Source organism: Collimonas sp. PA-H2 (genome assembly GCF_002564105.1).
Classification (GTDB): Bacteria; Pseudomonadota; Gammaproteobacteria; order Burkholderiales; family Burkholderiaceae_D; genus Collimonas.
On record NZ_PDBX01000001.1, the window covers coordinates 3,095,529 to 3,121,735 of the forward strand.

Annotated in this window: 21 protein-coding genes and 1 tRNA gene; 7 read left to right on the forward strand and 15 right to left on the reverse strand. The window is 60.2% G+C overall.

Annotation, left to right across the window (positions count from 1 at the left end; all coding sequences use genetic code 11):
* Nucleotides 1-81: 81 nt before the first annotated feature.
* Nucleotides 82-1,170, reverse strand: coding sequence for a sialidase (locus BCF11_RS14180; protein ID WP_098495299.1), 1,089 nt, complete (start codon nt 1,168-1,170; stop codon nt 82-84).
* Nucleotides 1,171-1,172: 2 nt separating this feature from the next.
* A complete protein-coding gene (locus tag BCF11_RS14185) occupies nt 1,173-1,442 on the reverse strand; it encodes a MoaD/ThiS family protein (RefSeq protein WP_098497506.1) in 270 nt (89 codons plus the stop codon).
* A gap of 143 nt (nt 1,443-1,585) precedes the next feature.
* Between BCF11_RS14185 and BCF11_RS14190 the strand changes: the two genes are divergently transcribed.
* Nucleotides 1,586-3,067, forward strand: a complete 1,482-nt coding sequence (locus BCF11_RS14190) for a PLP-dependent aminotransferase family protein (RefSeq protein WP_098495300.1) — start codon at nt 1,586-1,588, stop codon at nt 3,065-3,067.
* A 310-nt stretch (nt 3,068-3,377) separates the two neighbouring features.
* On the opposite strand, the gene BCF11_RS14195 is transcribed toward BCF11_RS14190, so the two are convergent.
* The gene (locus tag BCF11_RS14195; RefSeq protein WP_098495301.1) at nt 3,378-3,677 is read right to left on the reverse strand and encodes a helix-turn-helix domain-containing protein; all 300 of its coding nucleotides are present in this window, start codon (nt 3,675-3,677) and stop codon (nt 3,378-3,380) included.
* Between the two features lie 4 nt (nt 3,678-3,681).
* Entirely contained in the window at nt 3,682-5,985 is a 2,304-nt protein-coding gene (locus BCF11_RS14200) for an FdhF/YdeP family oxidoreductase (protein ID WP_098495302.1), read from the reverse strand.
* 346 nt (nt 5,986-6,331) lie between these two features.
* Between BCF11_RS14200 and BCF11_RS14205 the strand changes: the two genes are divergently transcribed.
* From BCF11_RS14205 to BCF11_RS14215, 3 genes are read left to right on the forward strand one after another with little or no spacing between them, the layout of a single operon-like run.
* The gene (locus BCF11_RS14205) at nt 6,332-6,796 is read left to right on the forward strand and encodes a (2Fe-2S)-binding protein (protein WP_098495303.1); all 465 of its coding nucleotides are present in this window, start codon (nt 6,332-6,334) and stop codon (nt 6,794-6,796) included.
* The gene (locus tag BCF11_RS14210) at nt 6,793-9,006 is read left to right on the forward strand and encodes a xanthine dehydrogenase family protein molybdopterin-binding subunit (protein WP_098495304.1); all 2,214 of its coding nucleotides are present in this window, start codon (nt 6,793-6,795) and stop codon (nt 9,004-9,006) included. Before BCF11_RS14205 ends, BCF11_RS14210 begins: the two co-directional genes overlap by 4 nt.
* A 6-nt stretch (nt 9,007-9,012) precedes the next feature.
* On the forward strand, nt 9,013-9,600 hold the full coding sequence (locus BCF11_RS14215) for a hypothetical protein (protein WP_098495305.1): 588 nt from the start codon (nt 9,013-9,015) through the stop codon (nt 9,598-9,600).
* A 17-nt stretch (nt 9,601-9,617) separates the two neighbouring features.
* On the opposite strand, the gene BCF11_RS14220 is transcribed toward BCF11_RS14215, so the two are convergent.
* From BCF11_RS14220 to BCF11_RS14270, 11 genes are all read right to left on the reverse strand, one after another.
* Entirely contained in the window at nt 9,618-10,514 is an 897-nt protein-coding gene (locus BCF11_RS14220) for a LysR family transcriptional regulator (protein ID WP_098495306.1), read from the reverse strand.
* 124 nt (nt 10,515-10,638) lie between these two features.
* Nucleotides 10,639-13,329 (reverse strand): TonB-dependent receptor, encoded by a 2,691-nt coding sequence (locus tag BCF11_RS14225; RefSeq protein WP_098497507.1) that lies wholly within the window; start codon nt 13,327-13,329, stop codon nt 10,639-10,641.
* 313 nt (nt 13,330-13,642) lie between these two features.
* Nucleotides 13,643-14,068 carry a CzcE family metal-binding protein gene (locus BCF11_RS14230; protein WP_098495307.1) on the reverse strand — a complete coding sequence of 142 codons (426 nt, stop codon included), beginning with the start codon at nt 14,066-14,068 and terminating at the stop codon, nt 13,643-13,645.
* Between the two features lie 240 nt (nt 14,069-14,308).
* Nucleotides 14,309-15,400 (reverse strand): redox-regulated ATPase YchF, encoded by a 1,092-nt coding sequence (gene ychF / locus BCF11_RS14235; RefSeq protein ID WP_098495308.1) that lies wholly within the window; start codon nt 15,398-15,400, stop codon nt 14,309-14,311.
* Between the two features lie 90 nt (nt 15,401-15,490).
* Nucleotides 15,491-16,075 carry an aminoacyl-tRNA hydrolase gene (pth, locus tag BCF11_RS14240; RefSeq protein ID WP_098495309.1) on the reverse strand — a complete coding sequence of 195 codons (585 nt, stop codon included), beginning with the start codon at nt 16,073-16,075 and terminating at the stop codon, nt 15,491-15,493.
* 352 nt (nt 16,076-16,427) lie between these two features.
* A complete protein-coding gene (locus BCF11_RS14245) occupies nt 16,428-17,051 on the reverse strand; it encodes a 50S ribosomal protein L25/general stress protein Ctc (RefSeq protein ID WP_098495310.1) in 624 nt (207 codons plus the stop codon).
* Nucleotides 17,052-17,177: 126 nt separating this feature from the next.
* Complete coding sequence (locus tag BCF11_RS14250; protein ID WP_061936920.1) at nt 17,178-18,128, reverse strand: ribose-phosphate pyrophosphokinase; 951 nt, start codon at nt 18,126-18,128, stop codon at nt 17,178-17,180.
* 172 nt (nt 18,129-18,300) lie between these two features.
* Nucleotides 18,301-18,377: transfer RNA gene (locus BCF11_RS14255), tRNA-Gln, on the reverse strand.
* Between the two features lie 86 nt (nt 18,378-18,463).
* Complete coding sequence (gene ispE / locus BCF11_RS14260) at nt 18,464-19,354, reverse strand: 4-(cytidine 5'-diphospho)-2-C-methyl-D-erythritol kinase (RefSeq protein ID WP_098495311.1); 891 nt, start codon at nt 19,352-19,354, stop codon at nt 18,464-18,466.
* Between the two features lie 22 nt (nt 19,355-19,376).
* On the reverse strand, nt 19,377-20,042 hold the full coding sequence (gene lolB / locus BCF11_RS14265) for a lipoprotein insertase outer membrane protein LolB (protein WP_098495312.1): 666 nt from the start codon (nt 20,040-20,042) through the stop codon (nt 19,377-19,379).
* Nucleotides 20,039-21,868: a tetratricopeptide repeat protein gene (locus BCF11_RS14270; RefSeq protein WP_199110865.1), complete on the reverse strand. Its 1,830-nt coding sequence runs from the start codon at nt 21,866-21,868 to the stop codon at nt 20,039-20,041. The genes lolB and BCF11_RS14270 overlap by 4 nt, the downstream gene beginning before the upstream one ends.
* A 276-nt stretch (nt 21,869-22,144) precedes the next feature.
* On the opposite strand from BCF11_RS14270, the gene mutM reads away from it, so the two are divergent.
* From mutM to mutY, 3 genes are read left to right on the forward strand one after another with little or no spacing between them, the layout of a single operon-like run.
* Nucleotides 22,145-22,966, forward strand: a complete 822-nt coding sequence (mutM, locus tag BCF11_RS14275) for a bifunctional DNA-formamidopyrimidine glycosylase/DNA-(apurinic or apyrimidinic site) lyase (protein WP_098495313.1) — start codon at nt 22,145-22,147, stop codon at nt 22,964-22,966.
* A 51-nt stretch (nt 22,967-23,017) separates the two neighbouring features.
* Nucleotides 23,018-24,955: a dynamin family protein gene (locus BCF11_RS14280; RefSeq protein WP_098495314.1), complete on the forward strand. Its 1,938-nt coding sequence runs from the start codon at nt 23,018-23,020 to the stop codon at nt 24,953-24,955.
* On the forward strand, nt 24,956-26,077 hold the full coding sequence (gene mutY, locus BCF11_RS14285) for an A/G-specific adenine glycosylase (protein WP_098495315.1): 1,122 nt from the start codon (nt 24,956-24,958) through the stop codon (nt 26,075-26,077).
* The last annotated feature ends 130 nt before the right edge of the window (nt 26,078-26,207 follow it).

Here is a 26,207-nt window from a genome sequence, read left to right on the forward strand (position 1 = left end):
AGGCTGCGTCCAATATTTTTTCGCACTATCTATATGCAGAATTGTTCTATTGACATCTAAATTGCATGATGGGCGATCTAGTCATCCGAAGCACACGGCGTACACCGGCGGCATGCTGCTGGCAATGGTGCGCCAGCTGTCGCCGCTGTTTTCCGACAGCCAGACGCCGCCGGTGGTGGACGCCATCAGCAGGGTGCGGCCGTCGTCCGCCACAGCCAGGCCGTGGCGATACACCAGGTCGTAGCAGTGCTGCTGCGGCAGGCCGGCGCGCAGGGCGGTGAAAGTCCGGCCGCCGTCGGTGGTGCGGGTGACGGTCAGCGCGGCGTCGACCGGGATGCGGGTCTGGTCGGCCAGCGCCGGCGCAAACCATGCGGTATTGCCGTCGGCCGGATGGACCGCCACCGCGAAGCCGAAATTCGACAAGGGGGCGGGGCTGACTTCCTGCCAATCGACGCCGAAGTTGGCGGAGCGCCAGATGCCGTTGTGATGCTGGCACCACAGCTGGTCGGGAGTGTCGCGGGCGCCGACGATGCGATGCGGGTCTTGCACGTTCTGGTCGTCGCCGCGTTCCGGCGGCAGGTAGCTGGCGCGCATGCCCTTGGCGCTCAAGGTCCAGCTGTTGCCGCCGTCATGCGTGACCCAGGCGCCACCGCAAGAAATGCCGACCAGCACATGGCGGCTGTCGCGCGGATCGACGCAGATGCTGTGGATGCCGGGGACGTCGTAGCCGCCGCCGAACCATTCGCTGCGCTCGGGCGCATCCCACAGCGAGTGCACCAGGGTCCACGAGGCGCCGCGGTCGGCCGAGCGGAACAAGCCGCCCGGCAAGGTGCCGGCCCAGATCACGCCCGGCTCATCGGCGCCGCCGCAAGCCAGCGACCAGATGAATTTGACGGTCCAGTCGACCGGGTCGGCCGAGTTTTCCGGCTTGAGTGGATAGGCCGGCGCGACGATTTCAGTCCATTGCGCGGCGCCGGCGTCCTTGCGATGCAGCTTGACGCCGAAATGGCCGAGGTTCAGCGCGGCGTAGACGGCGCCGTCGCGCGGATCGGCCAGCACCATGGACACCGGTTCGCCGAGAAAGGCGATCGGTCCCAAACTCCAGCGGCCGTTTTGCTGCAGCAGTTCAAACAATCCTTTGCGGCTGGCGATCCAGGCTCGTTCAGTCATGGTCAACCTCCAGAGAGAGCTTGCAAGACGTGCACCTTGCTATGCGCGGTCAGCGGCGCATCCAGGCGCACATGGTCGCGTACGGTGCGGCCGTCGATGAAAATGGCTACATTGGGCCGCAGGCAGCCCTGCTCGTCCAGCAGATAGGCGCGCAGGCGCGGGTTGGCCGAGAACGCGGTCTCCAGGCCGGCACGCAAGGTGAGGGCATCGGTGTCGATTTGCGGCGCTGCGGTAAAGCGCGCAAGTTGCGGAGTGAAAATCAAGGTCGCCATAAATTCACCGGAAACGCGCCAGTCGAGGCGCAAGCCATGCTGCCGCTAATTACTATAGATGGATACCGCATTTTTGCCATGCCTGGCTGACAACTGCCGTTCTGTCATGGCAGGTGCAAGGAAAATGCTTGATTTTAACTATAATGAGCCGTTCTTCGATTCCTGTCATCGTCCCCGCATTGAAAACTCCGCGCCAACCGCTGTACCAACGTTTTGCCGAGCAGATCAGGGCTTCGCTGCAGAATGGCGCGCTGCGGCCCGGCGATCGCCTGAGTTCGGTGCGCCTGGCCGCCCGCCAGCATGGCCTCAGCATCACAACCGTGGTGCGGGCCTACGAATTGCTGGAAAGCAGCGGCTTGATCGAAAGCCATCCGCAATCCGGCTATTTTGTGCGCGCCCGCTTTGCCGCCGCGGCCTTGCCGATGCCCCCGGCCGAGCCCGGCCGCTCGATGCCACTGCCGGTCTCGGCCGAGGTCGATGTCAGCCGCCACGTGCTGGCGACGCTGAAATCGATACACCAGCACGATGCGATTCCGCTCGGCTCGCCCTATCCAGATCCCTTGCTGTTTCCGGCCCACCGCATCAGCCAGTACCACGGTTCGGTCCTGCGCAGCGGCGGCCCGCTGGGCGTGCTGGACGATCTGCCGCCGGGCCATCCAGAGCTGATACGGCAGATCGTCAGGCGCCATCTGGAAACCGGGCTCAGCATCAGCCCGGACGATGTGGTGGTGACGGTCGGCGCCACCGAAGCGATCAATCTTTGCCTGCAGGCCGTGGCTAAGGCGGGCGACACCATCGCCGTCGAGTCGCCGACTTTCTACGCCATGCTGCACGCCATCGAACGACTCGGCATGCGCGCCATCGAAGTGCCGACCGATCCGCGGCTGGGAATGGATATCGCAGCGCTGAGCAAGATCATGCAATCGCAGCCAGTGGCAGCCTGCATGGTGATGCCGAATTTCCAGAATCCGCTGGGTTTTGAAATGCCGGAAGAAAACAAGCGCCAGCTGGTCGAGCTGGGCGCACGCTACAACATGCCGATCATCGAAAACGGCGTCTACAACGAACTGTATTTCGGCAATGCGCACCCGAGCGTGCTGAAGGCCTACGACAAGCGCGGCATGGTGCTCTACTGTTCCTCGTTTTCCAAGAGCCTGACCTCGGCCTACCGCATCGGCTGGACTTTGCCGGGGCGCTACCGGGCGCAGGTGGAGAAGCTGAAATTCCTGAATACCCTGAGCACCTCAAGCCTGCCTCAGCGGGCGATCGCCGCCTACCTGACGGCGGGCGGTTACGATCGTCACCTGCGCCGGGTGCGCCGCACCTTGCAGCAGCGCTGCGACATCATGAGCGCTTTCGTCGGCCGCTTTTTTCCAGCCGGCACCCGCATCACGCGGCCCAGCGGCGGGTATGTGCTATGGGTGGAGCTGCCGCCGGCGATCGATTCCATGGCGCTGTACCAGCAGGCACTGGAGGAGGGGATCACGATTGCGCCGGGCCGCCTGTTTTCAACTTCGGATGCTTATCGCAGTTTCATTCGCCTGAACTACAGCTACAGCTGGACGCCCCAGATCGAGCAAGCCTTGCGTCGATTGAGTGAGCTGGTGGCGGCCATGCTGGATTGATTGTTCCAGCATCAGGCCGTGTTGGCGCTTTGTGGCGCTACGCTATCAGAGTCATCTGGGGTCAGAGTCGAGTTTCGCGGCGTTTTATCGCGAAACTCGACTCTGACCCCACATGACGGATTCGGAGAAAAGTAGAGTGCATTGTGCCGGTTTTTTGACGCGACACGGAATGTACTCCTTGGCCCGCTAAGTGGGGTCAGAGTGAAGTTTCTGCAAGAAGCGCGCAGAAAGTTCACTCTGACCCCACTTAGCTGCACATGCAAAGCGCGACCAAAAAACGGGTTACGGTTTTGTCGTGTTTTATGAAATTTCAATAATCTACGTTGGCGCTCTGGCTTTCATCCAGCGCATTGAAAATCGCCATGCCGTAAGGTGTCAGGGCGGCGCGCCCGGTGCCGTCTTCGTTGATGACGACACTGGCGATCTCTGCTTCTTCCAGTGCGGTGAGATGACGCCGCAGCGTACTCATGCGCAGTTCGGTGCGCTTGCTGAGCCTGGCTAGCGACAGGCCGGGTTCGCCGCGATGGCTGTCCTGATCGCTGGCGTCGGCATGTAGCGCCGACAGGATCAGCAGCACGGCGTCGTCGATTTCATTTTCCAGTATCAGCATCGGATCACGCCGCCAGCTGCAAGGAACGGCGCAGCAGCACCGGGATCGACTTGGAAGTCGGCGTGCGCGCCTTGTCGGCAAAGCTGTTGAGCGGCACCAGCGGATTGGTTTCCGGATAATAGCTGCTGATGCAGCCGCGCGGGATGTCGTATTCCACCAGCAGGAAACGGTCAGCGCGGCGGTCGATGCCGTCTTCCCAGACGCCGACCAGGTCGACCCAGTCGCCAGCCTTGAAGCCGAGCATGGCGATATCCAGCGGATTGGCAAACACCACGCGGCGCTGGCCGAACACACCGCGATAACGGTCATCCATGCCGTAGATGGTGGTGTTGTACTGATCATGCGAACGGGTGGTCATCAGGATCATCAGTTCGGGGCCATGCTGGCGTCGCGCGCGGTGGATAGGCGTGTCCTTGGGAATCGCTAGGGTCTTGAACTGGGCGCGGCCGCTGGCGGTTTTCCAGACCCGTTCGCGCGAAGCGACACCCAGGTGGAAGCCGCCGGGCTGGGCGATGCGCGCGTTATAGTCCTTGAAAGCGTCATACACTTTTTCAATGTCGTCGCGGATCAGGGCGTAGTTCTTGACGTATTCCAGCCATTGGATGCGGCTGTCCTTGAGCGTCGCCTGCGCCAGGCGTGCGACGATGTCGATTTCCGACAAGCAGGTCTTGGCGACCGGCTTATTGATGCCATAAGAGACGTGCACCATGCTCATCGAATCTTCCACCGTCACGCCCTGTGCGCCGCTTTCCTGCATGTCGATCTCGGTGCGGCCCATGGTCGGCAGGATCAGTGCATCCTTGCCGTGGATCAGGTGGCTGCGGTTGAGCTTGGTGGTGATGTGCACGGTCAGCGCGCAGGATTGCAGCGCCTGCCAGGTGCGCGGCGTGTCCGGCGTCGCCATGGCGAAGTTGCCGCCGAGGCCGATGAAGACCTTGACCTGGCCTTGCAGCATGGCTTCGATAGTGCCAACCACATCCAGTCCATGCTCGCGCGGCGGCTTGAAACCATACACTTTTTCAATGCGGTCGAGGAAAGCCGTGGTTGGCTTTTCATCGATGCCGACGGTGCGGTCGCCCTGCACATTGGAATGGCCGCGCACCGGACACAGGCCGGCGCCGGGGCGGCCGATATTGCCGCGCAAGAGCATCAGGTTGGACACCATCTGGATGGTATCGACGCCATGCTTGTGCTGGGTCAGGCCCATGCCCCAGGTGGCGATGACGTTCTTGCCGCGTACATACACTTGCGTCAGCTTTTCAATATCGTCGCGGCTGACGCCGGATTCGGTGACGATATCGTCCCAACTCTCGGCGCGGATGTCGGCGGCGAACTCGTCGAAGTAGGCGGTGTGTTCAGCGATGAACTGCACATCGATGATGCGCTCGTCATTGTTTTGCAGCGCCAGGTCGTCCAGCTCCAGCACACGCTTGATCACGCCCTTGACCAGCGCCAGGTCGCCGCACAAGGTCGGGCGGATGAACATGTTGCTGATGGTGGTGCCTGAGCGCGACAGCATGTCGGACGGATGTTGCGGGCTGGAGAAACGTTCCAGGCCGCGCTCGCGCAGCGGATTGATGGAAACGATGGCGGCGCCGCGCTTGGCGCACTCACGCAATTCGCCCATCATGCGCGGATGGTTGGTGGCGGGATTCTGGCCGAAGATCAGGAAGGTGTCGGCGAGGTCGAAATCGTCCAGCGTCACCGTGCCTTTGCCGACGCCGACGGTTTCCGGCAAGCCGACGCTGGTCGGCTCGTGGCACATGTTGGAGCAGTCGGGAAAATTGTTGGTGCCGTATGCGCGCACGAACAGCTGGTACAGGAAGGCCGCTTCGTTGCTGGTGCGACCGGAGGTGTAGAACGAAGCCTGGTTCGGGTCTGGCAGTGCGTTGAGGTGATTTGCCATCAGGGCAAAGGCATCAGACCAGGAAATCGGCTGGTATCTGTCGCTGGCGGCATGGTAGACCATCGGCTCGGTCAGGCGGCCGTGTTCTTCCAGTTCATAGTCCGATTGCTGCAGCAGCGAACTGACGCTGTGCTGCGCAAAGAAAGCGGCTGTAACGCGCTTGGAAGTGGCTTCCGCCGCCACCGCCTTGACGCCGTTTTCGCAGAATTCAAAGGTCGAGGCGTGATCGCGGTCCGGCCAGGCGCATCCGGGGCAGTCGAAGCCGTCCGGCTGGTTTTGCTTCAGCAGGGTGCGTATGCCGCCGCCCGGCACTTTTTCCTTCAGCAAATGTAGTGCGACATATTTCAGGGCGCCCCAGCCGCCGGCCGGATGGTTGTACTGCTCGATCTTCTCGTTGCTCAATGTTATTCCTTGTGACGCTGCCGAAGCCACGCGATGCCGATTGCGCAAAATGCGCAGGATAGGGTGGAGTGTAATTGGCAGTTTTCTACCTTGGCATATACAGTCAGCACGGTAGATTTAAAGCACAGTTACATTTTTAATTATATCTGTACTTGTTTATTGCATTAAGGGAAAACCTAAGCCGGGAACATGGGTATTGGGCGGATTTTGTGAATACTGCATTCAGGAATTGTGTCTATTTTTTGCTTTTGATTAACTTAAAATTAACGCACAGCAGCCAGGCAGGCGGCTCGCAAAAGATTGGCCGTCCAGGCTTATTCACAGTGCACGATCAACGGGGAGCGTGATGACTACACTTAATATCAACGGCAAGGCACACCAGGTAGATGCATCGAATCAAAAGCCGCTGCTGTGGGTCTTGCGCGACGAGCTGGCCATGACCGGCACCAAATTCGGCTGCGGCGCGGCGCTGTGCGGCGCTTGCACCGTGCATGTGGATGGCTTGCCGGTGCGCTCCTGCGTGACGCCGGCAGCGGCGCTGGAAGGCAAGCAGATCACGACCATCGAAGCCATAGGCGCGCATCCGATCGGCAAGAAAGTGCAGCAAGCCTGGGAAGAGTTGAACGTGCCGCAATGCGGCTACTGCCAGTCGGGCCAGGTGATGGCGGCGGTAGCCTTGCTGACCAGCATAGCGAAGCCGAGCGACGCCGATATCGACCAGGCCATGTCGGGCAATATCTGTCGCTGCGGCATGTATCCGCGCATCCGCGCCGCCGTGCACAGCGTCGCCGAGAGTGGAGCGAAAAAATGAGCGTGACCAATCCCCCCTCTGATGCCGCTGCCGATTCCGTTTCCATCTCGCGTCGTGGATTTTTGCAGGTCAGCGCTCTGGTCGGCGGCGGCATGCTGGTCGGCTGGCACATCAGCGCAACGATGCGCGGCGCCATGGCGGCCACGCCGGCTGCGGGCGCCGTATTGCAGCCGAATGCCTTTGTCCGCATCACCCCGGATAACCTGGTCACCGTGATCGTCGGCCATACCGAAATGGGCCAGGGCGTATCCACTGCCTTGCCGATGCTGGTGGCGGAAGAACTGGACGCCGACTGGAACCTGGTGCGCTGGGAGCAGTCGCCGACGGCGCCGGCCTACGCCCACCCGCTCATGCATACCCAGCTCACCGGCGGCAGCATCACCACCATGGCGCAGTATGAGCCGCAACGCAAGGCGGGCGCCGCAGTGCGCGCCATATTGCTGGCGGCCGCGGCCAAGCGCTGGAATGTCGACAGCGGCAGCCTGCATACCGACAAGAGCAGGGTGCTGCATGCGGCCAGCGGCCGCAGCGCCAGTTATGGCGAGCTGGCCTCGGAAGCGGCGGGACTGGCGGTGCCGGACAATGTAGTGCTGAAAGATCCGCGCAACTTCAAGATCATCGGCCGTCCGGTGCGGCGCCTCGATGGCAAGACCAAGTCGGACGGCAGCGCGAAATTCGGCATGGATGTCATGCTGCCCGGCATGCTTACCGCATTGATTGCACGGCCGCCGATTTTCCAAGGCAAGGTGCACAGCTTCGATGCCAGCAAGGCGCGCCAGGTCGCCGGCGTGCTGGGCGTGTACCAGGTGCCGGCCGGCATCGCGGTAGTCGCCAAGGATTTCTGGGCCGCCAAGCTGGGGCGCGATGCTCTGGTGATCGAATGGGACGCGGTGGCCGGCGAGCGGATGTCCTCGGATATGCAAGGCATCGTGTACCGGCAGCTGATGGATGTCGCCGGCACGGTAGCGCGTAATGACGGTAATGTGGCCAATGCGCGCAAGGCTGCAAAGCAAAGCTTCACCGCCGACTACCAGTTTCCCTACCTGACCCACGCCACCATGGAGCCTTTGCACGCAGTGTTCGACGTCCGCGCCGACGGCTGTGAAGTGTGGCTGGGCACGCAATGGCCGGGCGGCGACCAGCTGGCGATCGCCGGCGTGCTGGGACTTAAGCCGGAGCAGGTCAAGCTGAACACCATGTTCACCGGCGGTGGCTTCGGCCGCCGTTCCAGCCTCGGCTTCGACGTGGTGGTCGATGCCGCGCACGTAGCCAAGGCGGTGGCCCAGGATCTCAACAAGCCGGTCAAAGTGGTGTGGACCCGCGACCAGGACATCAAGGGCGGCTACTATCGCCCTGCGTCTTATTGCCGCTTGAGTGCAACCTTGGACGGACAAGGCCGGATCAGCTCCTGGACCGACCGCATCGCGGTGCAGTCGATCGGCGGCGGCACCATCATGGAACCGTTCATCGTCAAGGATGGCATCGATTCCTTGTCGACCGAAGGTGCCCAGGATATTCCATACGCGATCCCGAATGTGATGGTGGACCTGCACACCACGCACTACCAGATCCCGGTGCTGTGGATGCGTTCGGTAGGGCACTCGTTCAACGCCTATGCGGTGGAAACCTTCATCGATGAACTGGCGCATGCGGCAGGCAAGGATGTCTATCAGTTCCGGCGCGAGCTGCTGAAAAACAAGCCGCGTCACCTGGGCGTGCTGGACGCGGTGGCAAAAGCCTGTGCCTGGCCGCGGCCGCCCGCCAACGGCGCACACAGAGGCATCGTGGTGCACGATTCCTACGGCAGCTTTGTCGCCATGGCGGTCGAGGCTAGCGTCGGCAAGGACAGGAAGCTCATCGTGCACAAGGTCTGGTGCGCCATCGATTGCGGCGTGGTGGTCAACGCCGACCTGGTGCGAGCGCAGATGGAATCGAGCGTGGTGTTCGGCTTGTCGTCCGCCTTGTTTGGCGAGATCACCCTTAAAAACGGCGTGGTCGAGCAGAGCAATTTCGACGACTACCCGGTGCTGCGCATGTACCAGACGCCGAGGATAGAGGTGATACTGGTGCCGAGCAGCGAACATCCCGGCGGTGTCGGCGAGCCGGCCGTGGCTTGTGTTGCGCCGGCCTTGGCGAACGCCATATTTTTTGCGACCGGCGAACGCATACGTTCGCTGCCTCTCAAGAATCACCAGTTCCAGATCGCATAGGGTGACATGATGAAATTTCTGAAATTGCTCGGCGCCTTGCCTGTCTTGCTGCTGGCCCTGATCTGCGTTCCGGTACTGTCCCAGCAAGCAGCTGCGCCGACCGGCCAGCAACTGTTCGAACCCATCGCCAGCGTGGTGATGGGGCCACGCTGCTTGAATTGCCACCAGGTGCAGGCGCCGCATCAGAAGGATATCGGCATCGAACACGCACAGCTGGTGATGCGTGGTCCGCATGACAGCGGCGTCGCTACCTTGCAGTGTGCGGCTTGTCACCAGGCCAGCAATAGCGCTGACGGCAAGGTGCCGGGCGCACCGCACTGGAAAATGCCGCCGGTCAGCATGGCCTGGCAGTCGCTGAGCAAGGTGCTGATCTGCCAGGCGATGAAAGATCCGGGCAAGAACGGCAACCGCAAGACCATGGATGAAGTGATCGAGCACATGAAGACCGATCCGCTGGTGCTGTGGGCCTGGAACCCGGGCGCCGGCCGCACCACACCGGTGATTTCTCATGAAGAGTTCGTGCAGAAACTGCAGGCCTGGGCTGACGCCGGCGGACCTTGTCCCGGTGATCCGATCAGGCAGGCCGCGAAATAGAACAGGATTGCTGCGCGTTAATGGTGCCGCTGCAGCAGGATTTCGACCCAGTCGATAAACACCTGCACCCGGCGCGACAAATGCCGCCGGTGCGGGTAGAGCGCATACACGGGCATGGCGTTGGCGCGCGCCTGCGGCATGACTTCCTGCAGTTCGCCCGCGCGTATGTGGTTGCGCACGTCATAGGCCGGTATCTGGATCAAGCCCAGACCGGCCAGGCAGCAGGCGATGTAGGTTTCTGCATTGTTTACCGCCACGCGGCTGCGCATTTCCAGGATCTTGAGCACGCCATCTTCTGCATATTCCCAGGGCGCGCTGCGGCCGGTGGTGGGCGATAGATAGTTGATGGCCCAGTGCTGTCCCAGTTCGGATGGCGTGGCGGGCTTGCCATATTGCCGCAGATACGCCGGGCTGGCGCAATTCACGAGTTCAAACTGACCCAGCGGACGCGCCACCAGGCTGCTGTTTTCCAGCTGGCCGACGCGGATCACGCAATCGACGCCTTCCTGGATCAGGTTGATAGAGCGGTCGGTGCAGCGCAGTTCCAGTTCGATATCGGGATATAGTTTGAAGAATTCCGGCAGGGCCGGCGCTATCACCAGCCTGGCGAGGCGGCTCGGCACGTCCACCTTGAGCTTGCCGCTGGCCTGCGCCGGGGTTTGCCTGAACAGCCCGGAAATTTCTTCAAAGTCGGACAGCAGTTGATAGCAGCGTTCCAGCAGGGCGCTGCCGTCCTGCGTCAGGTGCACGCGGCGCGTGGTGCGCTGTAGCAGGCGCGCGCCGAGGCTGGCTTCCAGCTGCTGGATAGCAGCGGAAACGGTGGCGCGCGGCAGCCCCAGGCCGTCGGCGGCCTTGGTAAAGCTGCCGGTTTCAGCTACACGCACGAACACCTGCATGGTTTCTACTCTGTCCATCGTCGCTCTTTGTTGTGCGGTTACTGGACAGTCTATTGAATTTTCGATGGGTTGTATGGAATTTATCGGACAATGAGCGCCGTTGTGACTTTTGTTAACAAATCGGCGCTCATGCCTTGGTCGCTTAAAAGAATTGATAGTTGGCGCGGACGAAGAACGCGCGGCCTATTGCGTCCCCATAGCGCGCGTCGTAGCCATACTGGAAGTTGTCGATGACGTTGGAAGCCGGCGGATCGGTATTAAACAGGTTCTTGATGCCCGCTGTCAGGGTCAGGTTCTTGAAGCCGGCGTAGCTACCCGATACGTTATAGCGTGTATAGGAACCGACCTGGTGATTCCTGTAGCCTTCAGCCACCTGCGAGCTATTTTGGTCGCGATAACCGGTGGTGTGGACTTGCTGCAGGGCGGCGCTCCATGGTCCGCGGCTCCAGTTGAAGGTGGCCGCATGGCGCCAGCGGAAAATCACGCCGCCGCCCGAGTAGACCGCGAGATTGTTCAGGTAGTCGCCGCCGGCCTCGGTCTGGTAGTCGTACTGGCCGACATAGGTGCCGTCCAGCGCCAGCCCGAAATTACCCCAGGCAGTCTTGGGCCAACGCCATGCGAAGCCAAGGTCGAAGCCGGAAGTATGTACATTGCCGAGATTGACGTTAGTGTCGATGATATGGCTGAGCGAGCCGTCGGGATTGCGCACGAAATTGTCAGCGTACTTGACCGGATCGCCAAAGATGTCGCTTTCAGGAATGACGGAAATCTGATCCTTGATCCTGATGTTCCAATAGTCGACCGAGGCCGTAAAATTGGGATGTGGCTCGATCACCATGCCTAGCGTGAATGAATTGGATTTTTCCGGCTGCAGATTTTTATTGCCGCCCTGCATTTTGAAAAATTGCTGCTTGCAATCGCGCGCGGAAATTCCGCCCGGCGCAACGTTGCCGCCGGGGCACAGCAGAGGATCGTTGTATGGCGCCGCTGTATAGGTCTTTGCGTTCGGATCGTTTAATTCGTACAGGCTGGGCGCACGGAAACCGGTGCTGTACGAGCTGCGGAACATGATTTCCTTGGCCGGCTGGAAGCGCAGCGCCACCTTGGGATTGACGGTGCTGCCGACATCGCTGTAACTGTCATAGCGCAATGCCAGCTGCGCTTCCAGTGACTTTACGATGGGCATGTTGAGTTCAGTGAACAAGGCTTTCACATTGCGGCTGCCGGAAGCGGACTTGGAGTCTTGCGAACCGGTGCTCTCCACCAGGTCGGATAGCGCATGGTTGACGTTGAAGCTGGCCTGCTCCTTGCGGAATTCGCCGCCGAGCGCGAAACCTAATGGCCCGGCCGGTAACTGGAACAATTCGCGGCTGGCGGTGAAGTCGAGCGAAGTGACTTGTGTCTTGGCGTCCAGGTAAACGCCGCTCACCTGCGCCCGCTTCAGGTAATCGATGCCGGCCGCGCTCTGCGGGCCGAAGGGATTAAGGATGCCGCTCAGGAATCCTTCCCGCACCATGTTGCTGTTCAGGTAGCCGCTGACAAGGGCTTCGCTGGCCTTGCTCATGGCGTAGGCCAGTCCGGTCTTGTAATCCCAGCCGGCTAGCGTGCCATCCAGGCTGAACAGCAGGCGGTCGGTGCTGTTCCTGGATTCGCCGACGCGCTGGCCAGCATCTACCGAGCGCCAGTTGAGCGACAATGGACCGCCGCTGGCGCTGCCCGGCGTAATGCCGTTGCCGGGATAATAGGGGCTGTTTGGATTGACGACATAGTCGCTGCTGCCGCCGCTGCCATCGCCGCCGAAGACGTCGCCGGCGATATAGGTTTTCACCTTGCTTTGTGCATGCAGGTATTCGACCGATGCTGTATTGTCGGCATCCAGTTTGAAGGTGCCCTTGCCGATCACGGCGATTTCTTCCGTCTTCGGTACGATGCCGATCACCGCCTGGCTGTTGTAGCGGCAAACGCCATCCTGGGCAAAGGCATAGGGCGGGCGGCAGCCGGACGCTGCGTACGGGTTGCCGGATTTGTCGGCATCGATGTCGTAGTAGTTGGCGGGATAGGAATTGCCGCTGCCGGCGTTCAGCCCTATGCCCGGATTTTGCCCTCCCGGCGCAGAGAAGCGGCGGTCGCTGGCCTTCACTGCGTTCTGGCTGTGGTAGTCGATCACGCCGAAGATGTTGTAGCCGTCCTTGTCGAGGTCGCCGAAGCCGCCCGACAGGTTGAAGCGTTTTTCCGCGCCGCCGCTCTGTTCCGGCGCAATGCCTTCGGCGCTCAGGTTGAGGCCGGTATAAGAACGCTTGGTGATGAAGTTGATGACGCCGCCGATGGCGTCGGTGCCGTAGATCGCGGAAGCGCCGTCGCGCAGGATTTCAACGCGGTCCAGCGCGGCTACCGGGATCACATTCAGGTCCACGGCGGAGCCGTCGAATGCGGCATTGGCGAGGCGGCGGCCATTTAATAGCACCAGAGTCTTGTTGGGACCCAGGCCGCGCAGGTCGGCAGCGGCGCCGACTGTTCTGCCGGCGCCGACGTTGGCGGTAGTCGTGTAATTTGTCTGGTTGCCGGAAATATTGGACAGCACTTCGGCAGCCGTGGTTGATCCCAGTTTGGTGAAATCATCTGCCTTGATGACTGTGATCGGCAATGCCCCTTCCGCGACCAGGCGCTTGATCGACGAGCCGGTGATTTCGACCCGTTGCATCTGCTGCGGCGCTTCCTCTTCCTTGTCGTTTTCCTGCGCCTGCAGCGGCGGGGCCAGCAGGCCCAGGCCGACAGCCAGGCTTCCTGAACACATCATGCGTAGCGAATGCGATAGTCTCCGTTCCTTGATCATGATCAAACTCCTCCTGTGGGTAGTTGAAAGCGATTCTTGTGGTGGGTCTCTGGCGCGCAGGCCGTAGCGGATTCGCCGGAATCAGCTGGAGCCGGGTAGCCAGGGAATGGCAAGAAGTATTGCAATTTGGTGCTTTTGTGGCAACAAATACTGTGCAATTAAGACAATGCTTACGAAAGGAGGGGAGGGTGTTCGCGATAAGAAGAGGGGCTCCTCTTATCGTGTTTACTGAAGTTCTGCGGCTGCCACGCCGGCGGAACCGCTCTTGCAACAAGCCGCGCAGGAGAATAATCAGGCCGTTGCTTCGGTTTGATTATTTGTGACCGCCGCCATGACCGCCGCCGCTGGTGAAGTCGCCGCCATGGTCGCCTCCATGACCGCCACCATGGCCGTCGCCGTGATGGTGGCCATCGCCACCGCCGGAATATAGGGGATTGGCGGCGACATAGGCGATGACTTTGTGATCAAGCATTCCTGGCGGCGCGGTCTGATTCAAATCGAATTTCTCAAGATAATCGGCGCCGTCAAAATTCCACGCAAATGATTTGTCGCCCACGACGAATCTGATGATTTCGCCGCCGGTTACATTTACGTAGCTGGTATCCGGAGTGATAACGATGGTGCGTGTGGCGGCCGTCACTACCGCCGGATCGCCTAGCAGATCGATTCTAGGCGGTAATGAGCATGCCGCGCATAACGTGGCCGCAGCAATGGCCGGGATAAGCAATTTCGGGTTCATGGCTCCTCCGGAAATAGAGGTGGCGAGAAGGCAACGTGTGAGTGTCGGACCACATCTCATTAGAGTGCATGGCGCGTGGTTTTGTTCATCAGCGTTTGATAGAGAAAAAGCCCGGCGCCCATCCCTAATTTGCAGGGAGAGAGCCGGGCTTCGTCGTGTTTTGAGTTTGCGGGATGTCTGTTCGACATGCAGCAAAATTCAATGAGGGCGTTCAATACCCCCTATGTGTCGAATGGAGGTTTAAACGTTAAACAGGAAATTCAGCACGTCGCCGTCCTTGACCACATATTCCTTGCCTTCGGCGCGCATCTTGCCGGCTTCCTTGGCGCCTTGCTCGCCTTTGTGGCTGATGAAGTCTTCATAGGCGATCGTCTGCGCGCGAATGAAGCCGCGTTCGAAGTCGGTGTGGATCACGCCGGCTGCCTGCGGGCCGGTGTCGCCGACGTGGATGGTCCAGGCGCGTACTTCCTTGACGCCGGCGGTGAAGTAGGTCTGCAGGCCGAGCAGCTTGAAGGCGGCGCGGATCAGGCGGTCCAGGCCGGGTTCTTCCATGCCCATGTCGGCCAGGAATTCGTGCTTGTCGGCTTCGTCCAGGTCGGCGATTTCCGATTCGATCGCAGCGCAGATGGCCACGATGGGCGCATTTTGCGAAGCCGCGTAAGCGGTCAACTGGTCCAGCAGCGGGTTGTTGGTGAAGCCGTGGTCGGAAACGTTGGCGACATACATCGCCGGCTTGGCGGTGATCAGGCAGAGCGGCTTGATCAGGGCCATTTCTTCGGCGTCGAGGCCGCAGGCGCGCACCGGCTTGGCTTGGTCCAGTTCCGGCATCAGGCGTTCCAGCAGGGCCACCAGCTTGGCGGCATCCTTGTCGCCGGAGCGGGCCTTCTTGTTTTCGCGATGGATGGCTTTTTCAACCGTACCCATGTCGGCCAGCGCCAGCTCGGTCTGGATGACGTCGATATCGTCCAGCGGATTGATCTTGCCGGCGACGTGGATCACGTTGTCGTCTTCAAAGCAGCGCACCACGTTGACGATAGCGTCGGTTTCGCGGATGTGCGCGAGGAACTGGTTGCCCAGGCCTTCGCCCTTGGATGCGCCCGCCACCAAGCCGGCGATATCGACGAACTCTACGGTCGCAGGCAGGATGCGTTCCGGCTTGACGATCTCGGCCAGCGCCTTCAGGCGCGGATCCGGCACCTCAACCATGCCGACGTTCGGCTCGATAGTGCAGAAAGGGTAATTTTCCGCCGGAATGCCCGCTTTAGTCAGGGCATTGAAGAGGGTAGATTTGCCGACGTTGGGTAGGCCGACGATGCCGCATTTGAGACTCATGATTTGGACTTTAGAGAGTGAATTGTTGGAACTAACCCGCTATTTTACCGGATGCAGCGTCGGCAATCGCATTGGCGGGGCTTAATGGCCTTATTTGGCGGTGTGCAGCTGCATGGTTGCCGCCTCGAATTTGCCTTCGCATAGCAGCGGAATGATCCTCAGGCTGTCGGCAATCGCCTCTTCGATCGGCGCCTGCTCATCCTTGCGCGGCCGGTGCAGCACGAAATCGGCGACCACCTGCTGCAGGTTGAGCGTGCGCGGATGGCCGATGCCAAGCCGCAGGCGCCAGTAATCCTGGGTGCCGAGCGCCGCCGTGATGTCTTTCAAGCCATTATGGCCGCCCGAGGAGCCGCCTTTTTTCAGCTTGGCGCTGCCGGGAGGCAGGTCCAGCTCATCGTGCACCACCAGGATCTCTTCCGGCGCGATCTTGTAGAAACGCGCAATGCCGCCCACCGACTGGCCCGAGCGGTTCATGAAGGTTTGCGGCTCCAGCAGCCAGACTTCCTGGCCGGCGATGTTGGTCTTGGCGACGAAGGCGTTGAAGCGCGCTTCCCTGGCCAGCCGGCAGCGGAGATCGTTGGCCAGGTTATCGACCAGCCAGAAACCGGCGTTGTGACGCGTTTGTTCGTATTCCGGACCGGGATTGCCGAGGCCGACGATGAGGCGGATGGACATGTTTGCTTGATTTTCGTATAAGTGACTAGCGCAGATTATAGAAGATGCGGAGGTCGACCATAAAGAAAGCGGGGGTCGACAATAAAAAACCCGCCACGAAGGCCAATGCTGTTCAGTTAGGGCAGAACGACATGGCGAAGGGTGGGCACTCCGTGTCCACGCAGTATCATGGATATTCGTGTCCCTGACATTCGTGCCCCGGCTACGCGCCCCGGCCCGTCCGCGTGGGCACGGAGTGCCCACCCTACGAGTTCCGCAAATAAAAATGCCGTTCAGTCTTAACTGAACGGCATTACGCCACGAAGGCGGGTTTTTCAGCCAGAAAAGAAGCCTCTGGCAAATGCAGCGACTATTACTTCTTGTCGGCAGCGTCAGCAGCAGGAGCGGCTGGAGCAGCAGCTTCGGCTTCAGCTTCGACCTTGCCAGCTGGGATCGATGCAGTAGCGACAGTCAGGTGTTCTTGCGACACAGCCGAAACGCCCTTAGGCAGCTTCAGGTCAGCCAAGTGGATCGAGTGACCGACTTCGATGCTGGTCAGGTCGACTTCAACGAACTCTGGCAGGTCTGCTGGCAGGCAAGTGATTTCCAGTTCAGTCAGCACGTGGCTGATGATGGCGCCGGACAGTTTCACTGCAGGAGCAACTTCTGCATTGATGAAGTGCAGCGGCACTTTGACGTGGATTGCCTGTTTGGCATCGACGCGCTGGAAGTCAGCGTGCAGGACCAGTTGCTTGTATGCGTGGACTTGGAAGTCGCGCAGCAGAACTTTCTGTACCTTGCCGTCGATTTCGAGGTCGAGGATCGAGGAGTGGAAAGTTTCTTTTTTCAGTGCGTGGTACAGCGCGTTGTGGTCCAGCGAGATATTGACCGGCGCGTCGGAACCACCATAAACGATACCTGGTGTTTGGCCAGCATTGCGCAGGCGGCGGCTCGCTCCGGTCCCCTGCTCTTTGCGTACAAATGCGATTACTTTCATTTTGAAGCTCCATTGTGTGCCGGACTATTTATTATTGTCCGGCGGTAAAAATCCCCCGCGACCAGGGGATTTAAGGTCATCTCTGCATCTGTCGCCAGATGCAAGGACGATAAAATCTATTAAAACTTATTCTGCAAACAGCGACATCACCGAATCGCCCTTGGTAATACGTTTGAAGGTTTCAGCCAGCAAGCTGGCGCATGTCAGCTGGCGGATCTTGCCGCAGGCCTTGGCTTCCGCCGACAGCGGGATGGTGTCGACCACGACCAGCTCATCCAGCGGCGAATTGACGATGCGCTCGAGGGCAGGGCCGGACAGGACCGGGTGCGTACAGTAAGCAACCACTTTCTTGGCGCCGCGCTCTTTCAATACTTCGGCTGCCTTGGTCAGGGTGCCGGCGGTATCGACCATGTCATCCATGATCACGCAGTTGCGGCCTTCGACTTCACCGATGATGTTCATGACTTCGGAGACATTCGCCTTCGGCCGGCGCTTATCGATGATCGCCAGGTCGCAGTTCAGGCGTTTTGCCAGGGCACGGGCGCGCACCACGCCGCCGACGTCCGGCGATACGACCAGCAGGTCGTCGTAGTTCTTGCTTACCAGGTCGCCCAGCAAAATCGGCGATGCGTAGATGTTATCTACCGGAATATCGAAGAAACCTTGAATCTGGTCAGCGTGCAAGTCCATGATCAGGACCCGTTCGACGCCGGCTTCCTGCAGCATGTTGGCAACTACCTTGGCGGAAATCGCAACCCGCGCCGAACGCGGGCGGCGGTCTTGCCGTGCATAGCCATAGTAAGGAATCGCAGCGGTGATACGGCCGGCGGATGCGCGCTTGAGGGCGTCGACCATCAGCATGATTTCCATCAGGTTGTCGTTGGTCGGTGCGCAAGTCGATTGCAGCACGAAGACATCCTTGCCACGTACGTTCTCGTTGATCTCGACCATGACTTCGCCGTCGGAGAATTTAGTGACGTTGGCCTTGCCTAGCGGAATACCGAGTTGCTTGACAACTCCAATAGCTAGTTCCGGGTTTGCGTTGCCGGTAAAAACCATCAGGTTTTCGTTTGCCATGGAGTTCCCTGGATACTGTCGTTAAAAAGTTGAAAAGCCGACAATGCCAGACTGATGCAGTCTTGCGTTGGCGGCTTATGTGTTCGCTGTGTGCAGTGTTGTATTTCTGATGCGGGGTAACTTACTGCCGCTATAAGACTAGTGCCTGCTGGACATCATTGTCCGTATTTAATGGCAGGGGAAGAAGGATTCGAACCTTCGAATGCTGGAATCAAAATCCAGTGCCTTAACCAGCTTGGCGATTCCCCTACGCAACTTGTTGTCTATCATAAATCCGCGCCAGCACTATCTGCTGCGCTTGAATCTGATGCTAAACCGAATTCTGTACAACTCAACTAATTATCCAACAATCCGGCGAGAGGATGTTCCTGCATCGCCTTGGCTTTCCATGCTTTCCACTGAGCAGGTACTGATTTCAGTACTTCGTCAGCGTCGTGTTCTTCGGTAAAAGCACAAAAAACACAAGCACCTGAGCCGGTCATCCGGGCTTCTCCGTAATTGCCTAGCCACTTGATGGCTGCTGCAACTTCCGGGAACTTGCTTACCGCCACGGCTTCCAGATCGTTCTTTCCGAAGAGCTTTTTAGTACCTATCGAAAAGTCCGTCATTTTGACGGGTTTCGTACTCCTTGTCAATTCCGAAGATGAAAAAATTATTTCTGTCGGAATTGTTACGCCGGGCTGAATTATAACGAACCATAGCCCGGGGGTGTCAAGCTTTTGTAGAGATTCTCCGATGCCTTCTGCAAATGCATTGCGGCCGAACAGGAAAAACGGGACATCGGCGCCCAGTTGCAGCCCCAAAGCCATCAGTTCCTGGCGCGACAGGCCGCCTTGCCACAGGCGGTTGAGCGCCATCAGCGTGGTGGCGGCGTCGGAAGAACCGCCACCCAGGCCGCCGCCCATCGGCAGATTTTTCTCGATGCCGATATTTGCTCCCAATGGCGCCGGCGCCGATCCTGCAGATGCAACGGCCTTTTGCCGGATCGCGCTTTGCAGTAACCTGGCGGCGCGCACGATCAGGTCGCTTTCTTCCGGCACGCCCGGGATATCGGTGCTGCGCCGGATCTGGTCGTCGTCGCGCAATTCAAAATGCAGCAGGTCATTGAAGTCGACCAGCTGGAACACGGTTTGCAGCAAATGATAGCCATCCGGCCTGCGGCCGGTGACATGCAGGAATAAATTCAGCTTGGCTGGCGCCGGGCAGTTGTTCAGCGTACGGGTCATTGCGTGGTTCTGTGTGCGAGGTTCAGTGCGATTGGCGGCTGCTGATGGCGATGCGGATAGCCACTTCGCCAGCCTGTGCGGTATTGCGCGCCAGGTCTATCCGTTTCGGATAGCTCTCGGCGCCGCTGTCTTGCCAGTTGCTGTACTGGATCAGCCACTTGTCGGCGGTGGTGACGCTGAAACTGTCGTCGGCGTTCGGGGTCGCGGTAAAGCGCTGGCCGCCGGCATCTTCGCCAAAGCCTTGCAGCCAGTCGCGCAAGCCGGCGATCGGCAGCGGCCAGCCCAGCGCCTGCACCGTCAAGGCATCGACGTCGCTGGCGATGCGCGGCGGCTGGCCAGCTTGTTTGAGGGTGGCCTGGCCGGCGCCGATATTGATGGTGGCGAGCGTTTGCCCCAGCGGCGAAAGCAGGGTGATGGCGGTTTCCTGCGTGCTTTGCGACCAGGTGAAGCTGCCGTACATCGCCTGCTGCTTGCCGTCCTGCTGATAACGCAGGGACAGCCGGCCGCTGACATCGATGGCCTGGCGGTACTGGCGGGCCGCGGCGCTGCCGGCGCTGGCCGCACCAGTGCCGCCTGAAGATTGCAGGGTGCTGCAGCCGCTCAATGCAATGGCGGCCAGCACCAGCGCGCCCAAGCCGGCACGGCGCAGCGCCGACGGCTTCGTGGTGTTGCGGAGGGTGCGCATCATAAGTTCGCGCGCAGTCGTGCCAGGGTGTTCTTCAGGGCGTCGTTTTGCGGATCTTTCTGCCGCACTTCGCGCCACAGTTTTTGCGCATCGGTCTTTTGTCCCTTGACCCACAGCACTTCACCGAGGTGCACGGCGATTTCAGGATCGGGCAGCAAGCCGTAGGCGGTGCGTAGCCGTGTCTCGGCTTCGTCCAGATTGCCCAGGCGGTATTGCACCCAGCCCATGCTGTCGACGATGAAAGGATCTTGCGGCGCCAGGGTCAGCGCTTTCTGGATCAGGACCAGCGCCTCCGGCAAACGGATATTGCGTTCCGCCAGCGAATAGCCGAGCGCGTTGTAGGCCTGCTGGTTTTCCGGCGCGATCGCGATCAGCTTGCGCAGCGCGCTTTCCATGGTGCTGAGGTTGTCGAGCTTCTCTGCCATCATGGCGTAGTCGTACAGGAGGTCGGCGTTGTCCGGCTGCGCCTTGAGCGCGGTTTCCAGCACCTTGAAGGCTTCCTGCGGATGGTTAGCTTCGCGCAGCAACTGGGCTTCGACCTGGGTCACCTGGGTTTTTTCACGCTCGCCGTTGGTGTCGATTTCAGCCAGCACCCGGCGCGCGCCGTCGAGGTCGCCGCGCTTCGACAGCAGCTGGGCCCGGCGCAGCTGCGCATCCAGGTAAGCATCGCCCGGTTCGACTTGCGACAGCCATTTGAGGGCGCTGTCGGTATCGTTGCGGTCGGCTGCGATCTGCGCCAGGATCAGCAAGGCTTGGGTGCTGTCGCGCGCCTCGTCCGGATGCTTGGCGAGCTGGTCGAGATAGCTGGTCAGGTAGCGTTCCGCCGCCAGAGTGTCGCCGATCTGCGCATTCAGCAGGCCGAGCGCCAGCAAGGTAGTGGCGTCCTGCTTATCGCTTTTCAGCAGGATTTCGAACTGGCTGCGAGCCTTCTCGTACTGCTTCTGGTCGATCAGGGTGCGCGCATAAGCCACCCTCACTTCACGCGAGCCGGGATATTTTTTCAGGAAATCGGTCAGGATGCGCTCGACTTCCTTGCTGTCTGCCGCCACTTGCGCGCTGGTCAGGATCCCCAGTTCTGAATCCGGTTTCAGGTTCAGGGCGATTTGCGCTTCTTCCTTGGCGCGCGTGGCGTTGCCGATGCTGAAGGCTTCCTGCGCCAGCGCCAAGTGGGCTTCCGCCATCGCCGTGTAAGGTGCTACCAGCTGTTCCAGCAAAGCGAAGGCGCCGGTCTTGTCCTGCGCCCGCATCAGCAGGCGCTGGATTTGCAGCATCATGACGCCGCGCGCCTGCGGCGGCGCGTCCAGCAGGCGTTTTTCCAGGATCGGCCTGGCTTCGGCCAGGTTATTGCTGAGCATGATGAAGCCAAGATAGTACTGGGTCGCTTCTTCCGAATCGGGCGCCAACTCGCGCCACAGGCGGATCGCCACCAGTGCTTCGGCGGCCTGCTTGGCGCTCAGCGCCATCTCGGCCGCGCGGCGCGCCAAGCGCGGGTCGCGCGTCTGCTGTGCAGCGCCCAGCAAAGTCACATAGGCGGATTGCCAGTTGCCGCGCTGGAAAGCGATTTCCGAACTGAGCACCTTGAAGAGGATTTCCTTGGTCAGCGGCACGGCCGGTAAATGTTCCTCGGGCGGCTTGACCGGCATGGCGCGGGTCGCCAGCTTACGCGCCTTGAGTTGCTCCGGACTGGCCGCCGCGCTTGTTGCCTGACTTGCTGCCGGACTCGCGGCAGGCTGGACATCAGCGCTTGTGGCATCGTTGTTGCTTGGCGTTACAGAGGCGCAAGCCGACAGTAGGGTGGAGAGCGTTACAATGGCAAGTGCTTTTTTCAAGGGACATATCCTAGCTTGTCAGCGGTGAATTCTGAATTTCAGAGGTAATCCTGATTTTACGCCCAACCAGAGGGCAATGCGCAGCGGCGGGACGGAGTTTTGTTTCAAAAAATGTATCGGGCGGCGCCATGCAATTGCTGGCCTTTGTAGCTGCGGCGTCTGCTTATTTGCCTATTTTCTGCTTATTTAACTATTCATCTGATCAGCCCGGAGCGGGAGAGTTCGCGACAGATTTTGTCAGTTGTTGCTCAAGCCTGTCTCCGGAATTAAAGACTTATGCCAGAACTACCTGAAGTAGAAGTGACCCGCCGCGGCGTTGCGCCGTACCTGGATGGCCGTGTGGTCACCGCTGTCGTTTTTCGTCACAGCGGTTTGCGTTGGCCGTTCCCGCAAGACTTGCCGGCGCTGCTGGTGGGCCGCTCGGTGCGCCGGGTCGAGCGCCGCGGCAAGTATCTGCTGCTGCGTTTCGATCACGGCACGGTGCTGATCCACCTGGGGATGTCCGGCCATCTGCGCATCCTGGAACTCGGCACGGCGCCGCAAAAGCATGATCATTTCGACCTGGTGGTCGGCCAGCAGCTGCTGCGCCTGACCGATCCGCGCCGCTTCGGCGCCGTGCTGTGGCATGCCGACGCCGACGGTCCGTTGGAGCAGCACCTGCTGCTGGCTGGTCTCGGGCTGGAGCCGCTGGAGCAGGTTTTTTCGGCGCAGATCCTGTATAAGGAGACGCGCAAGCGTAGCGCGCCGATCAAGCAAGTGCTGCTGGCGGGCGATATCGTGGTCGGGGTCGGCAATATCTACGCCTCCGAGAGCCTGTTCCGCGCCGGCATCAATCCGAAAACACCGGCGCATCGCATCAGCCTGGCGCGCTATGAGCGGCTGGTTGATGCCATTCGGATAATTTTAGCGGCGGCGATTGAGAAGGGCGGCAGCACTTTGCGCGATTTTATTGGCGCAGATGGCCAATCCGGCTACTTCCAACAGAGTTATTTCGTCTATGATCGTGCTGGGTTGCCATGTAGAAATTGCGGAACGCTGATTTCGCAGATCAAGCAGGGGCAGCGGTCGACGTTTTATTGCAAGACGTGCCAGAAATGAATTCCAGAAATAATCATCAAAAAATATCAGAAACGATAGGCGAGAGCGACAGTGAGTAATCTAGTTCAGAAATTCCAGGAATACAGTGAGTGGCGTACCGGCGTGGCGGGCGCACTGCGGCGTTACCAGACTTGGGCGAGCGCATCGAAATTGTCGGATATCGCCAGCGAACAGCGCATAGCCCGCGCCTTGGCGCGGCTGACCGACGATAAACTGTCGATCGCCTTCGTGGCTGAATTCTCGCGCGGGAAATCAGAGCTGATCAACGCGATCTTCTTCGCCGACTACGGTCAGCGCATCTTGCCGTCGGCCGCCGGCCGCACCACCATGTGCCCGACCGAGTTGCTGTACGACCCCTCGTTCCCGTCCTGCATCCGGCTGTTGCCGATTGAAACCCGCGCCGAATCGCAGTCGACCAGCGATTACAGGGGAGCGCACCATGTCTGGACCGTGCTGCCGCTCGATATCTCGTCGACCGACGGCATGCTGGAAGCCTTCAAGCAGGTCAGCCTGACCAAATGGGTGCCGGTGGAAGAGGCCAAGCTGTATGGTTTGTACGATGAAGACGATCCCGACGCCGCGGTCGCCGTCGACGTCCTCGGCCGGGTCGAGATTTCGCAGTGGCGCCACGCCATCGTCAACTTCCCGCATCCCTTGCTGAAGGAAGGCCTGGTGATTATCGACACGCCGGGCCTGAACGCCATCGGCACCGAGCCGGAACTGACGCTCAACCTGATTCCCAACGCCCACGCGGTATTGTTCATCCTGGCCGCCGATACCGGCGTCACCAAGAGCGATATCGATGTCTGGCGCCATCATATCGGCAGCGGCGCCGGCCGCATGGTGGTGCTCAACAAGATCGACAGCATGTGGGATGAGCTGCGTTCGCCGTTCGAAGTTGAGCAGCAGATCAGCAAGCAGGTTTCCAACGTGGCGCATACGCTGGGCTTGTCGGAGGCGCAGGTCTATCCGGTCTCGGCGCAGAAAGGGCTGGTCGGCAAGATCAACGGCGAGCCCGGCCTGTTACGCCGCAGCCGCCTGCCGGCGCTGGAGAACGCCTTGTCGCGCGAGCTGATCCCGGCCAAGCGCGACATCATCCGTTCGCAGCTGATCGCTGACATCCATGATCTGACCGTCACCAAGCAAGCCCTGATGTCGGCGCATATCCGCAGCGTGGTTGAACAGCTGCTGGAGCTAAAGAGCCTGCGCGGCAAGAATACTTCCATCATCAGCCACATGATGAAGCGCATCGATATCGAGAAAAAGGAATTCGACGAGAGCTTACTCAAATTGCAGGGTACGCGCACGGTGTTTGCGCGCCTCTCGGCCGGCGTCTTCACGACGCTGGGCATGGGTTTGCTGAAAGAAGAGATCCGCAAGACGCGCGAAACCATGGAGGGCAGCATGTTTACCGCCGGCTTCCGCCACGCGGTGAAGGAATTCTTCGACAATTCGCAGGAAAACCTGATGCTGTCGGGCCAGAAGACCGATGAAATCTCGGAAATGATGACCATCATGTACCGCAAGTTTTCGACCGAGCACGGCCTGGCATTGTCGACGCCGATGCCGTTTTCGCTGGATAAGTATCGCAAGGAAATCGGCGTGATCGAAACCGCGTATCATCGCCAGTTCGGTACGGTGACGCTGGTGAAGACCAGCCAGGTGGTGCTGATGCAGAAATTCTTCGATTCGATCGCCTCGCGCGTCAAGCAGAGCTTCCTGCAGGCTAACCGCGATGTCGACGCCTGGCTCAAGGTGGTGATGGCGCCGCTGGAAGAACAGATACGCGCCCACAAGTCGCAGCTCAAACAGCGCACCGATTCGATAGAAAGAGTGCACGTGGCGATCGACAGCCTGGAAGAAAAAATCCAGTCGGTGGAAATGCTGCAGAATGAATTGACTGCGCAAAGAAACACCTTGATGGCGCTGGAGAACGATTTGAGAAATGCGCTAGGCAGTGAGCTGGCGCCGATGAAAGTTGCGGTATAAATGAAACGTGTAGTCAGTAACAGCAGTATCTCTTCGCAACAAACTGCCGCCCAGTACGCCGATCCCTCTTTTTCGGCGGCAGTGATCGGGTGGCAGAAGCAGCATGGCCGCCACGCCTTGCCGTGGCAGCAGACGCGCGACGCTTATCGCGTCTGGCTGTCTGAAATCATGCTGCAGCAAACCCAGGTGGCGGCGGTGATTCCCTATTACCAGAAGTTCCTGGCCAGCTTTCCCGATGTGCAGACGCTGGCTGCCGCACCGAGCGAAGCAGTGATGGCGCACTGGAGCGGACTGGGTTATTACACTCGCGCCCGCAATCTGCACCGCTGCGCGCAGCGCGTTGTGGCCGAGCATGGCGGCGTCTTCCCGCACGATCCGGCGCTGCTGCAGGACTTACCCGGCATTGGCCGTTCCACTGCCGCCGCCATCGCCGCTTTTTCCTATGGCGTGCAGGCCGCTATCCTGGACGGCAATGTCAAGCGCGTGTTTGCACGGGTATTCGGGATTGAAGGCTATCCCGGCGCCAAGCCGGTGGAAGATGCGATGTGGCAGCGCGCGGTAGCGCTGCTGCCGCAGCAGGGCGTGGAATCATATACGCAAGGCTTGATGGATCTGGGCGCGACCCTGTGCACGCGCAGCAAGCCGTCTTGCCAGACTTGCCCGCTGGCGCAACGCTGCGTCGCGCTGGCCAGCGGCCGCACCGCAGAGCTGCCGGTGCGCAAGCCGAAGAAAGCCATCCCGGAAAAGCATACCGGCATGCTGGTCATCGTCGATCAGGGCCAGGTCTTGCTGGAGCAGCGTCCCGACAGCGGCATCTGGGGCGGCTTGCTGTCGCTGCCGGAAGTGGCGCCGGAAGGCGACGTCGCGACAGCGCTGGAGCGCGCCACGGCAGCCTTCGGCAGCATCGCCTCGTACCAGGCGCTATCCGGCTTCACCCACGTATTCACCCATTTCAAGCTGCATATCGCGCCGTTCCAGATTACGCTGGCGCAGCGGCTGGGTGGCGTTGCCGAGTCCGGTCACGTCTGGTATCCGGCCGACAGGCTGGCGGACGCGCCGCTGCCGGCGCCGGTCAAGAAACTGTTGCTGGAAGTTTTCCGAGAAGCTGACCTGTTTGCCTGAGTGCGAATGACGTGGCTTTAGCATCCCAAGCGGCAGCTTCGCCTCGACGGCCCCGACTACGCGTCCCGGTCATCCCCGCGAACGCGGGGATCCAGGTTGCTGAGCGTGGTATGAAAAATGGATTCCCGCG

What these genes read in the sequence shown, in the direction of transcription:
- BCF11_RS14180 (WP_098495299.1), bottom strand. Translation starts at nt 1,170, where the DNA reads ATGACTGAACGAGCCTGGATCGCCAGCCGCAAAGGATTGTTTGAACTG.
- BCF11_RS14185 (WP_098497506.1), bottom strand. Translation starts at nt 1,442, where the DNA reads ATGGCGACCTTGATTTTCACTCCGCAACTTGCGCGCTTTACCGCAGCG.
- BCF11_RS14190 (WP_098495300.1), top strand. Translation starts at nt 1,586, where the DNA reads ATGAGCCGTTCTTCGATTCCTGTCATCGTCCCCGCATTGAAAACTCCG.
- BCF11_RS14195 (WP_098495301.1), bottom strand. Translation starts at nt 3,677, where the DNA reads ATGCTGATACTGGAAAATGAAATCGACGACGCCGTGCTGCTGATCCTG.
- BCF11_RS14205 (WP_098495303.1), top strand. Translation starts at nt 6,332, where the DNA reads ATGACTACACTTAATATCAACGGCAAGGCACACCAGGTAGATGCATCG.
- BCF11_RS14210 (WP_098495304.1), top strand. Translation starts at nt 6,793, where the DNA reads ATGAGCGTGACCAATCCCCCCTCTGATGCCGCTGCCGATTCCGTTTCC.
- BCF11_RS14215 (WP_098495305.1), top strand. Translation starts at nt 9,013, where the DNA reads ATGATGAAATTTCTGAAATTGCTCGGCGCCTTGCCTGTCTTGCTGCTG.
- BCF11_RS14220 (WP_098495306.1), bottom strand. Translation starts at nt 10,514, where the DNA reads ATGGACAGAGTAGAAACCATGCAGGTGTTCGTGCGTGTAGCTGAAACC.
- BCF11_RS14225 (WP_098497507.1), bottom strand. Translation starts at nt 13,329, where the DNA reads ATGATCAAGGAACGGAGACTATCGCATTCGCTACGCATGATGTGTTCA.
- BCF11_RS14230 (WP_098495307.1), bottom strand. Translation starts at nt 14,068, where the DNA reads ATGAACCCGAAATTGCTTATCCCGGCCATTGCTGCGGCCACGTTATGC.
- ychF (WP_098495308.1), bottom strand. Translation starts at nt 15,400, where the DNA reads ATGAGTCTCAAATGCGGCATCGTCGGCCTACCCAACGTCGGCAAATCT.
- pth (WP_098495309.1), bottom strand. Translation starts at nt 16,075, where the DNA reads ATGTCCATCCGCCTCATCGTCGGCCTCGGCAATCCCGGTCCGGAATAC.
- BCF11_RS14245 (WP_098495310.1), bottom strand. Translation starts at nt 17,051, where the DNA reads ATGAAAGTAATCGCATTTGTACGCAAAGAGCAGGGGACCGGAGCGAGC.
- BCF11_RS14250 (WP_061936920.1), bottom strand. Translation starts at nt 18,128, where the DNA reads ATGGCAAACGAAAACCTGATGGTTTTTACCGGCAACGCAAACCCGGAA.
- ispE (WP_098495311.1), bottom strand. Translation starts at nt 19,354, where the DNA reads ATGACCCGTACGCTGAACAACTGCCCGGCGCCAGCCAAGCTGAATTTA.
- lolB (WP_098495312.1), bottom strand. Translation starts at nt 20,042, where the DNA reads ATGATGCGCACCCTCCGCAACACCACGAAGCCGTCGGCGCTGCGCCGT.
- mutM (WP_098495313.1), top strand. Translation starts at nt 22,145, where the DNA reads ATGCCAGAACTACCTGAAGTAGAAGTGACCCGCCGCGGCGTTGCGCCG.
- mutY (WP_098495315.1), top strand. Translation starts at nt 24,956, where the DNA reads ATGAAACGTGTAGTCAGTAACAGCAGTATCTCTTCGCAACAAACTGCC.